The sequence below is a fragment of the Rhizobium sp. PP-F2F-G48 genome, assembly GCF_004342335.1.
Lineage (GTDB): Bacteria > Pseudomonadota > Alphaproteobacteria > Rhizobiales > Rhizobiaceae > Ferranicluibacter.
Genome location: NZ_SLVH01000024.1, coordinates 1 through 11,023, shown reverse-complemented (window position 1 = coordinate 11,023; position 11,023 = coordinate 1). Strand labels below are relative to the sequence as shown.

The window sequence follows — 11,023 nt, the reverse complement described above, 5'->3', positions numbered from 1 at the left end:
CCCGTTCCGTGATCTGACGAACCGCGTCCCGCTTAAACTCTTCGCTGAAATTCGATTTGCTCATGATGCTCTTCTTGCCTCAATTTAGGAAAGAAAGTGTCTACAAATCTCGGGGCTATTCATACAGCTATCTCTGCCATTCCATTGGAGCGCAGCCTTTCCAGCATATGGATCAATCCGGCGAGATCGAATGTTTCCGGTGCGCCCTTTCGCGTCCGTAGGCCGCGAGGGATAAGAACCTACTCATCGAAATGGAAACCTCCATCGCCAAGATCGCTACGTATTCGCTGATTTTGGCATTCAATGCCAGTTCCAATCCTGCCGCGACTGTCGACTTCTCGGAGCCCGGCGGGCCAACGATACCGATGACCCAACGCTTTCCGAGAGGAATATCTGCCAGCTTCGAGACAAGCTCTTCCACAGATATCGTTATCATGAGGAGACGCCTTCGTTAAATTTCCCGAGCGAGCCATCTTACCATGTTGGCCATTAGTCTATCGTACCCATTCCACTGCATGAAGTCTTGGGACAGCCAATGTGGACCGATGTCGGTCATCCAGGCTAGCGAACGTCCCTGGTGATAGTGGCGTACTGAGAGAAGCGGTAGGTTCAGATCGCGGTATCGGCAGGAGATCAGGGTCTCTCCCTCCGATTCCCGCCTTACGTGCACTTTGTTCATGCCAAGGACAAACGGCATTGGTGCGTCAAGACCGTGAAGGGTCGGATGTTCGGGCCGGTCGATGACCGGATCAAGGCCCTCCGGCGCCTCCAGTCCGTCCGGGCCGGCACCGATCTCGATCGGGAGGCAGTCCTCAACGGCTGTGCCGTGAAACAGTGCCGCGCCATCGATCCCTTGAAAGCAGGTATAACCGCCGGCCATCATCAAGCCGCCGCCCTTGGCCGTCCATTCCCGGAGCAGTTCGAGACGGTTGATCGAACGACGGCCGGCGCGCGTTTCGGGGGTGTAGAGAAGGGATAAGGCACCGACGTCCGATATGACAACGACGGAGTATGCCGCCAGAGCCTCGAGTGACGTCGGAAATTCCGCCTCGCAGCGTTCGCCGCCGATCTGCACGACGGCGATATTCTCTCGGGCGAGTGCTTCGATATAGTGGGTTGCGCCATTGGAATACCGCGAGAACGCTCCGACCTCCGCGCCTTTGGACGCAAAGGACGTGACGTGAAACGTCTCACCGGCGAGGAGCACGGGTTTCATGATGATCCCTCTGTTGAAGAGAGGGCAACGCCCGTAGGCGTTGCCCTTGGCTATCAGAACTTGAACTCTTCAACATTGGCCGGGGTGACGATCTCGGCCGGCCCGAGCCGAACCTCGCCCTGGGCTCCGACCTTGTAGGATCCCAGGCGACCAGCAGTAAATTCCTCGCCTTCCTTGCCGGTGAGCTTGCAGGTGGCAACGGCCTGAGCTGCGTAGTAGGTCAGGTAGCCGAGATCTTTCACGTTCCACCAGATATCCTGAACCGACCCATCCTGGATGTACTTCTTTATCAACGTGGCCGGTGCCAGACCGGTGAGTTTGATCTTGCCCAGAAGACCGGCCTGCTCCATCGCACGCGCTGCTGCCGGCAGCCCGATACCGGCGGGAATGATGATGCCTTTCAGATCGGGGAAAGCCTGCGCTAGTCCGAGAGCCTGCTGCTGATTGACCTGTTCGCTTTCCTGACCGTAGGCGACCTGAACCAGCTTCATCTTGGCATACACGCTGTCGCTGGCCATCTTCTTCTTCATGAAGTCGATCCAGGCATTCTGGTTGGCAGCGGTCGGCGTCGATGACAAGATGGCGAACTCGCCCTCGTAGTTGATGAGTTTCCCCATCGACGCGAGCATCATCTCGGCCAGACTGTCTCCAGCCGCCTGATTGAGGAACACCGTCCGCGCTGCTGTCGAGACGTCCGAGTCGTACGAGACGACTTTGACACCCTGCTTCTGGGCACGACGCAAGGCAGGGGCGACGGCGTTCGCATCATTGGCGGAGATCGCGATGACGCCGACCTTCTGGGACACCAGGTTGTTGATGAAGTCGATCTGCGCTTCGGCTGTTGCCTGAGACGGTGCTTGCTTGATCGCCTTGCCGCCGATTTCCGCTGCGGCTTCTTCTGCACCGGTCTGTGCAACCTGGAAATAGGGATCGGTATCGAGCTTTGGCAGGAAGCCCACCGTGACGGGAGCCGTTGCGCACTCCTCGGCGCTTGCGGCGGCTACGGGAACAAGGAGGCTGCTTGCCAGAAGCAGCGATTTCAGGATTGTCGATTTCATGCGTATTCTCCTCCAGAAATCCGGCTTAGATGAACAATGCGAGCCACCGGACGCTACTCGCCTGCTTTGGGTTGAAAGTATTGCGCCCTCACCGTCGCGAAAATGCGCTCTGCCGCGTTGCTGACCAGCAGTGAAACGATAAGGAGCAGACCGATGACGGTCCCCTGCGCGTCACCGCCAATCTGTAGAAGGCCGAGAACATTGCGGATCGTTGCGAACAATAGAAGCGCCCACAGGACACCGGTCAGCTTCCCCTTCCCGCCGAACACGCTGATGCCTCCAAGCAACGCGATGGTAATGACGTCGAGTTCGATCCCGAGGGCGTTGTTGGCGCGCGCATTCGCGAGGCGCGCGGCGTAAACCATGCCAGCCGCGGCACACACAACGCCCGAGGTCACGAACAAGCCGAAGATCGTACGGGAGAGACCGATACCGGAGTATCGTGCGGCCTGCGGGCTTCCCCCGATGGCATAGATCCGGCGACCGATCGGCATTTTCTGCAGCGCGATCGCGAAGAGCGGCGCCAGAGCAATGAAGGGCAGAACAGTCCAGGGAACGGGGGTGTTTCCGACGCTGTCGATACCGAAATCGAGAAAGCTCTCCGGGAAATCGTTAATTGAGCCGGAACCAAGCAGGATATACCCGATGCCTCGAAACAGCGCCATGGTCCCAAGCGTTACGACGAGCGACGGCAGGCCAAGGGCAGTGACGAGTACTCCGTTGAACGCTCCGCATGCCGCGCCGGCGACAAGGGTAAGCGCGATGGCCAGGTAAAGAGGAATGCCGGCCTGGACGAGCAAGCCGAACACCACGCTCGTCAAAGCCAGCGTGCTCCCGACCGACAGGTCGATTTCGCGGGCAATGATGAGCAACACCATCGGCAGCGCGATCAACGCCCGCTCAGATATGCCCGCGACAGCTTGGGAAATGTTGAACGTCGTGGCGAAATTGGGCACCTCGAAGATTGCATAGACGATGACGACGATCGTAATGGCTGCCAGGAAATTGTCCCAGTTGCCGATCCGGGCGATGACGTCCGGTTGATGTCTGGATTTGGTAGCCATTAGCGTGCTCCCCCATGGGCAGCGCGACGCGCCACGAAGGCGTCGATCGCGATAGCAGCAAGAATAACCAGTCCGTAGACGCCCTGCAGCCACAAGGGGTCAACGCGGACGAGCGTCAGTCCATTGTTGATCACCAGAAGCATCAACGATCCTGCGGCAACCCCGAGGACCGTACCAGAACCGCCCCGGACGGCGACACCGCCGACGACGACGGCCGCAATCACCGTCAGCTCGAAGCCATATGCGACGCGGGCATCGACGGTCGCATATCGGGAAGCCCAGAGAGCGCCGTCGAACCCTGCCAGCAAACCGGCAGCGGCAAAAGCGAGAAGGACGCGCGGACCTGCCGGAATGCCGATCAACCTGGCGCCCTCGGGATTGGATCCTATGGCGTAAAGTTCACGACCGACTGTCGTGTAGCGAAGCACGTATGCGACGGCCAGAAGAGTAACGACCGCGATAATCAGGATCGCCGGGATACCGAGGATGCTGGCGCTGGTCATGTCGAGCCAGCTCTGCGGCACCTGATCGGCGCTAACCTGGGTTCCGCCGGCCCACAGACTGTTCAGTCCACGGAAGATCGACATCGTTCCGAGCGTCACGACGATGGCCGGTATTCGACCGTAAGTGATGATCAGCCCGTTGACCAGTCCGGCAACCGTCCCGATGCCGCAAGCCAGCAACACGGCGCCGACCACGCCAATTTCGGGATGGCTATGCAAAGTGGACGCAGCACCGTAAGCCGCAAGACCAATGATGGCGGCGACCGAGAGATCGATACTTCGCGTAACGAGAACGAGCATCTGAGCGAGCGCCACGATGACCAGCAAGCCGGCATCCATGGCCAGCGCGGTCAGGTTCGCGCCACTCAACATGCGAATGTTGAGGAAGGAGATCGGCACGACGACCGCAAGAATGGCGGCGGCCAGACCGAACTCCCGCCTGGCGAGCAAGGACTGCCAGAAAGGCTTCCGCTCGTGGTGCGGCCCGTTCCGGGCTTCGGGGCCAGTGGCCTTGACGACCAGCATGCCCTCGGTTCTCTCGACCACCGCGTCGGTGGCGGCTTCGATGATCTTCTCTTGCGTCGCCTCGCTCCTGTCGAAGCGCGCCGACACATGACCCTCGCGCAGGACGATCAGCCTGTCGGCCATACCAAGAAGTTCCGGCAGTTCCGATGAGATGAGAATGATCGCCATGCCCTGGCTGGCAAGATCGGCCATCATCTGGTGCACGCCCGCTTTGGACTGGACGTCGATGCCCTGGGTCGGCTCGTCGAGGATAAGCACGCGCGGTTTCGTCGCCAACCATTTCGACAAAACCACCTTTTGCTGATTGCCTCCCGAGAGAGAACTCACCGGCTGGTCGTAGGAACGGAAGCGCAGGCTGAGGCGATCGAGGAAGGGCTTTGCCAATCCGAGCTCTTTCGCGCGTGACATCATGCCCGCCTGCGTCGCGTCATCCAGCACGGTGAGAGAGGCATTGTTCAGGATCGAAAAATCCATGACCAGGCTCTGCCCGAGGCGATCTTCCGAAACGTACGCTATCCCATGCTTCATCGCTTCGTTTGGAGAACCGAAATCCACGGCCCTGCCATCGATTGTCACGGTGCCCGATGTCGCGCGATCGATGCCGAAGAGAACCCTGGCAATTTCCGTTCGACCGCTCCCGACCAATCCGCCGAAGCCGAGAATTTCGCCAGCCCGCAGCTCGAAGGAGACGTCTTCGAAGCTTTCGCCCAAGGTAAGGTTGTCCACCTTGAGGATAACGTCTCCGGGGGCCGCCGAATGTCGGGGATAAAGACCATCAAGCGTACGGCCCACCATCATCTGTATCGCACGCTCGCGCGACAATTCGCTTGTCGGCTGCGTGCCCACCAGCTGTCCGTCGCGAAGGACGGTAATGCGGTCGGCGATGCGATAGATCTCGTCCATTCGATGGCCGACGAACATCATCGCCACGCCATGCTTTCTCAAGTCGTTCACCACGGAGAAGAGGCGCTCGACCTCCCTTTGCGACAGCGCAGCCGTTGGTTCGTCCATAATCAGGACGCGCGCATCCAGAGAGAGTGCCCGCGCGACTTCGACCAACTGTTGTTCGGAGGTGCGCAGTCGGCCGAGGGGAAGCGTGACGTCGGCATCCAGACCGACCATCCTGAACAGGCGCCTTGCCTCGGTCTCCATGGCGCCATAGTCGATTTTCCATTTTGCGCCGGTCTGTCCGATGAAGAGGTTCTCGGCAATGCTCAAGTCGGGGAACAAACCTGGATGCTGATGCATCACGGCGACGCCGGCATGCTGGGCTTCCAGCGGCGAGGAAAAACGCGTTGGATCCCCACCAATGCGAACTGTGCCACCGTCCGGGCGATAGACGCCTGCCAGAAGCTTCACGCAGGTGCTTTTGCCGGCGCCGTTCTCGCCCAGCAGTGCAAGAACCTCGCCCGCCCGCAGATCAATCGTGACGTCCGAAACGGCAACTGTCCCGCCGAAAATTTTCGTCACGTTCTCCAACGAAGCGACAATCTCGCCCTCTTTGGCGGAGGGCTTGATCGCTGTTGTTAGTGCACCAACCTTAAGCATGCGCGCGATCCCACGTACCAGCCTGCTCTGCGCGAGCCTCAGTTCTACAAACCAACATTTCTCCGGTTCCTTCCCTGCATTCCACCACACCAACTCCCCTCGGTGCAGTTATTAAAGCAGATTACTATAAATTATTGATGGGCCGGTCAATCTCTGACTCCGGTCCACGGACGAAATCTCGACGGCGCCTTCGGTCTCTGGAAACGGACGACGATGAAATCACGAGGGAGCTGGTGTTGCCTGAATAAGTCCTGCAGCGCGGGCTGCCTGCGAATCATAATCGCCCGCGTCTTTACGATGCGGCGGTCCAGTTTCATGGCTAAAATTTGAAGACCGCCTTGTCGAGATTGCCGCACAGCGACAAGGCACTAACATCAACGCGCGAAGCATTATTTATTAAAGCAGGTTACAATATCAGAGATCTGGTGCGATGGACTGCAGAAGCTTCTGGCGGTTGCGGCCAACCGAGGGACTATGTACAACGGAGCCCGTCGCACCGGGCATCTCCGGTCCTTTGACTAAAACAGAATGCATCTTATGAACGGGCGAACAGATCACGATGAGCAGTAAAGGAAGCAATTCGGTTCAACTGCGCCACTATAACGAGCGCGTTGTTTTGGAGGCCGTGAGACGCTTCGGCCAGGCATCCAAAGCGGAAATCGCCCGCTTCGCGCATCTTACTCCTCCGGCAGTTGCCAGTATCGTCGATGCTCTTGTCGCGGGCGGCTATCTCGCGGAGAACGGAAAGCGCTTCGGCAGAAAGGGACAGCCTTCCGCCATGTATACCCTCGATCGGAACGGTGCTTTCTCGATCGGCCTCCATATTGGACGGCGCTCGCTCGATGCCTTGCTTATCGACTTTGCCGGCAAGACCGTATCGTTCGAAACCCACGATTACGACTACCCTGATCCGGAAACCGTCAAAAGACTTGCAAGCTCTGCGATCGGCCGCTTCAAGGCGCACCTTGGCGCTTCCGGTCAAGCTCGATTGGTCGGTGTCGGGGTTTCTGCACCTTATTTCATTGGAGGCTGGGACGAAGAGCTGGCCTTCCCACTCGAGGTGCAGCAAGCGTGGCGTGGGTCCGATCTCAAGAAGTATTTTTCGGAAGCGACCGGGATCCCCGTCCTCATCGAAAACGATGCATCCGCCGCCGCCGCCGCCGAGTTGGTATATGGCTTAGGAAAGCAATATTCCGACTTCATCCATATTTCCCTCAGCACCTTTGTCGGTGGTGGATTGGTACTCGATGGGACTCTCCAAACAGGTCCCAATGGCAACACGGCCGCCTATGGGCCTTTTCCGGTCACGGCCTCGACGTTGAGTTCGGTGCCCGCTCCAGGAAAACGGTTTGAGGTCCTCCTACATCGTGCCTCGATATACACACTGATCCGACATCTGAACGTCAATGGCATTGCGATAAAACGGGTGCGCGACCTGGAGCCAATGCCGGCTGAAGCGCGCAAGCACGTTTCGGAATGGCAGGATGATTGTGCGGATGCGCTGGCTCAGGCGCTTATCGGCAGCATAGCTGTCGTCGATGTCGAAGCGATTGTCATAGACGGATTGCTCCCCTCAACACTTTTGATGGAGACGGTCGCTAAGGTCCGCCAGTGTTTCTCCGACATGCTTCCCCCCGGATTGCTGGCCCCCACGATCGCGGCTGGCGCTTTTGGAGCGCGCGGGTCGGCGCTGGGCGCGAGCATCCTCCCGATCTTCTCAATGTTTGGACCCGATACCGGCGTGCTTATGAAAAAAGGGAGCGAGAAAAAGCCGCTTTTAATTGGTTCATGAAAACAAAATGGAGAGCGCAGTAAGCCAGCATCTTATGTCGTCTCAGTAAAAATTATAACAAGTTGCTCTTGTTGGCTATTGAACAAATCGCCGGCTTTTAGGCACAAAATATTGCTTAGATCTATTTTGTTCACTTCCTGTGGCAAGTGGTGTGGCGAAAATGGTTGCTTCTCCGAATTTTGTCATCTGGCGACGCATATTCAAGGTCCGATGAGATCTATTGGATGATAGTTTTGGACGCATGGAACGCTTAGTTTTTCAATACTTCTGACGAGTGAAGGAGGTTCGCCCCGACCCGTTGTCGATCGGCGATTGCTGGTCGCAAAAAATTGCGCAGAAGCTACTCATACCTCAAGCTCCATAGATGGCGAGCACTAATGACGATATTGAAAGCAACCACCTCCTCCTCCGCATCACCTGCGTAAAAATAACGATGAATTTACTTCCTGAATGTAATTGATCCACGGCGTACCTGACTAGAACTCAAATTTTACGCGTAAAGATTAATTAACCTGTCGCTTTTTGCAAGTATACTTCATTGAGTCCTTTCTCGTCCAGGCCAATTGATTTTGCGGCGCTGACGACACGATTTCGGCCACCTCGTTTCGCAACGTACAGTGCCTCGTCTGCCACTTTCACAGCCTGCTCAAAGAGGAAGTCGTTGCTGTCGATTTCTGCAACACCGATGCTGACACTCACGCTGACGACCACATCTCCAAAAAGGAATGGTTCCTCCGATACCAGGAGACGCAGCCGTTCAGCAAAGTTTACGGCATCTTTAAGCGCGGTATTGTTCAAGATGACCAAAAATTCTTCGCCACCCCAACGACCAACGATATCCTGTCCTTGTCGACTGTGCGCATCAAGGCGGCGTGCAAACTCTTTCAACACAGCATCACCACAGTCGTGCCCGTATCTGTCATTGACGGCTTTAAAATGATCGATATCCGCGATCAAAAGAGACATTGGATGTCTCGCGCGATGACGGGCGTCAGAAACGTGCAGTGCCTGATCATGAACTCCGCGTCGGTTCGCTAGCCCTGTCAATGGATCGATGGTTGCGATAACCTTCATCCGCATCTGCGCATGCTCCAGCGACATGGCGATCAAGCCAACATAGGTCAGGACGCTCATAATCTGGTCGATGAAAATTGCCGTGAAGACATCTGATGGCAGACCAGCATTGGCCTCGATTATCCATAGTCGAATAGCAATCAGTATGATCGATGAGAAGATTGCCGTGGAGTAGATTGCCAAGGCACTGCCCACTAGCAATTGAGACGGTAGGTAGCGCTGTGGTGTGCGAACGAAAAAAGTATGAGCCGTGACCGCAGTAGAATATAAAACCAACGCCATCGTCAACATAATCGCTATGTCGGGTTCAGAACCCAGAGTACGGGCGCCAGCGTAGACGAGACCCGGCGATAATCCCATGACGACAAAACGTACCGAGTTTACCTCGGGTCCAAAAAATATGCGAGAGCCCGCCCAAACACAGGAAATGCTGAACCCGAGAATGGTGTAGATCAAACCACCTTTTGTCGATGAAAAATATGGATAATTAGGATCGCTGTAGACTAGTAACAAGCCGACAGCAGACCCGAAAATACTTATGGTCCAAAAGCGGAAGGCCGCTGAGAACTCGCTTTTGAAGCTTGCTATCAGGAAAATCAGAATGAACCCACCTCGTGCCATAAAGCTGGCAAATAGAAGAGTATTTATGTCCACCGCACCCGACCCCCATAGCGAACGATGACCAATCGATCTTGGCTGATCTAGCCTTGTTTCGCAAATGAGGTATACTTCATATCACTTAATGAACTCACTTAAGTTATGATTTATAGGACCTTCACGGGTACCTGAAATTTCCATGCGGCCGACTTCACGGCCCCATGATCTGATATTGTCGATATAAAGCTGCGGTTCTTCCATGGCGGCGAAATGGCCGCCTCTTGGCATGTCCCACCAGTCAACGATGTTATAGACATGCTCAGCATAGGAACGGGGCGGGGGCGTGTAGAGCGCATCGTTGGGAAAATTCAGGACTGTGGTCGGCGTCTCGCAGCGCTCGTTCAGCGGAAGGGTCATCCCGCCTTCCTCGATGAGCCCTCGGTAAAACCAAGCGGCGGTCGTGAAACTGCCTGTCATCACGTAGATCATGATGTTGGTGAGCAGCGAGTCCATCGGATGGACATTATCCATCGACCGGTTTGTCAGGTCCGACCAGTCATGAAATCGTTCCGCGATCCACGCGGCCTGTCCGACCGGATTGCCAGCTCCCATCCATGCTATGGATTGCGGTTTGGTCGCCTGAAGCGAGAAATAAGCGCCAATTGTACCCTGAGCGACCGACATCTTCTTTGCCCATGCCTGTTCGTCCTGGCTCGTCGGCGGGACGCTCGGACGGAGCCCGAGCATGTTGAGGTTGATCGCCCGCACCGACGCTCCGTGCTCACGACCCAGCCAGGATGCGACCGTGCCGCCCCAGTCGCCGCCCTGCGCCAGATAGGTTTCATAGCCCAGAACCTCGGTCATGAGCGTGTTGAACAGGCGCGCCGTAGCGCGCGGGCCGACCGACCGCGCGGGTTTGGACGAGAACCCGAAGCCGGGAAGCGATGGGATGACGAGGTCGAAAGCGTCCGACGCATTGCCCCCGAAGCGGCTGGGATAGGCCAGCGGTTCGATTACCCGCCAGAATTCGAAATGCGATCCGGGCCATCCGTGCGTGATGAGGAGCGGGCGCTTACGCTTTGCTTCGCCCACAACATGAAGGAAATGAAGATCCAGATCGCCGACGCGGGCCGTGAATTGCGGAAACCTGTTCAAATCATCGACTGCGGCGCGCCAATCGAACCCTGTCGTCCAATAATCGCAGAGCGATCGCAGATAGGCCGGGTCGCAACCATAAGCCCATCCGTCGTCGATCGCCGCGACGGCGGGCCAGGGATAGCAGTTCACGCGATCGAGAACATCGCTGACGTCGTTATCGGTCCAGCGGACTTGGAATGGCAGTATCTCACGGGTCATGTCTGATTTGCTCCTTGGGGTCCTGCGTTTGTCGAACGTCGGCGTTCGCCGCCATCTACACTGTCGTCACGCCGCGGATTGGTTCCGGCAGATCCCCCAGCGTCCCAGCGGCGCCGCCAGGGGATCCGCTGGGCTCAGGCTTCGATCCAGGGCTGCAGCACGACCTTGCCGGTGGTGAGGCCATTCTCCAGCAGACGATGGGCTTCGGCTGCTTGTGACAGCGGCATCACCTTGCCGATGTTGATCGACAGCTTGCCGGTCATCAGGAAGCCGATCAGTTCGTTCATCGT

The 11,023-nt window shown here is 57.1% G+C and carries 9 protein-coding genes; 1 reads left to right on the top strand and 8 read right to left on the bottom strand.

All coding sequences use genetic code 11. The annotated features are described in order from the left end of the window. Positions 1 to 172: 172 nt before the first annotated feature. The 5 genes from C8J36_RS24495 to C8J36_RS24475 are packed head-to-tail and all read right to left on the bottom strand — an operon-like array spanning position 173 to position 5,914. Positions 173 to 436, bottom strand: coding sequence for a hypothetical protein (locus C8J36_RS24495; protein ID WP_132537873.1), 264 nt, complete (start codon positions 434 to 436; stop codon positions 173 to 175). A gap of 15 nt (positions 437 to 451) precedes the next feature. Beyond that, positions 452 to 1,216: a glutamine amidotransferase gene (locus C8J36_RS24490; RefSeq protein ID WP_132537872.1), complete on the bottom strand. Its 765-nt coding sequence runs from the start codon at positions 1,214 to 1,216 to the stop codon at positions 452 to 454. 53 nt (positions 1,217 to 1,269) lie between these two features. Further along, positions 1,270 to 2,274 carry a rhamnose ABC transporter substrate-binding protein gene (locus C8J36_RS24485; RefSeq protein WP_132537871.1) on the bottom strand — a complete coding sequence of 335 codons (1,005 nt, stop codon included), beginning with the start codon at positions 2,272 to 2,274 and terminating at the stop codon, positions 1,270 to 1,272. Positions 2,275 to 2,327: 53 nt separating this feature from the next. Then, positions 2,328 to 3,338, bottom strand: a complete 1,011-nt coding sequence (locus C8J36_RS24480; RefSeq protein WP_132537870.1) for an ABC transporter permease — start codon at positions 3,336 to 3,338, stop codon at positions 2,328 to 2,330. Continuing rightward, positions 3,338 to 5,914, bottom strand: coding sequence for an ATP-binding cassette domain-containing protein (locus C8J36_RS24475; RefSeq protein WP_132537869.1), 2,577 nt, complete (start codon positions 5,912 to 5,914; stop codon positions 3,338 to 3,340). Before C8J36_RS24475 ends, C8J36_RS24480 begins: the two co-directional genes overlap by 1 nt. Positions 5,915 to 6,473: 559 nt before the next feature. On the opposite strand from C8J36_RS24475, the gene C8J36_RS24470 reads away from it, so the two are divergent. Further along, complete coding sequence (locus tag C8J36_RS24470) at positions 6,474 to 7,706, top strand: ROK family transcriptional regulator (RefSeq protein WP_132537868.1); 1,233 nt, start codon at positions 6,474 to 6,476, stop codon at positions 7,704 to 7,706. Positions 7,707 to 8,213: 507 nt separating this feature from the next. Here C8J36_RS24470 and C8J36_RS24465 read toward each other — a convergent pair. The 3 genes from C8J36_RS24465 to C8J36_RS25680 form a co-directional block, all read right to left on the bottom strand. Further along, positions 8,214 to 9,434 (bottom strand): GGDEF domain-containing protein, encoded by a 1,221-nt coding sequence (locus C8J36_RS24465; RefSeq protein ID WP_132537867.1) that lies wholly within the window; start codon positions 9,432 to 9,434, stop codon positions 8,214 to 8,216. Positions 9,435 to 9,515: 81 nt separating this feature from the next. After that, complete coding sequence (locus tag C8J36_RS24460; protein WP_132537866.1) at positions 9,516 to 10,733, bottom strand: epoxide hydrolase family protein; 1,218 nt, start codon at positions 10,731 to 10,733, stop codon at positions 9,516 to 9,518. Between the two features lie 134 nt (positions 10,734 to 10,867). Beyond that, the gene (locus tag C8J36_RS25680) at positions 10,868 to 11,020 is read right to left on the bottom strand and encodes a zinc-binding dehydrogenase (protein WP_281029261.1); all 153 of its coding nucleotides are present in this window, start codon (positions 11,018 to 11,020) and stop codon (positions 10,868 to 10,870) included. Positions 11,021 to 11,023: the final 3 nt, after the last annotated feature.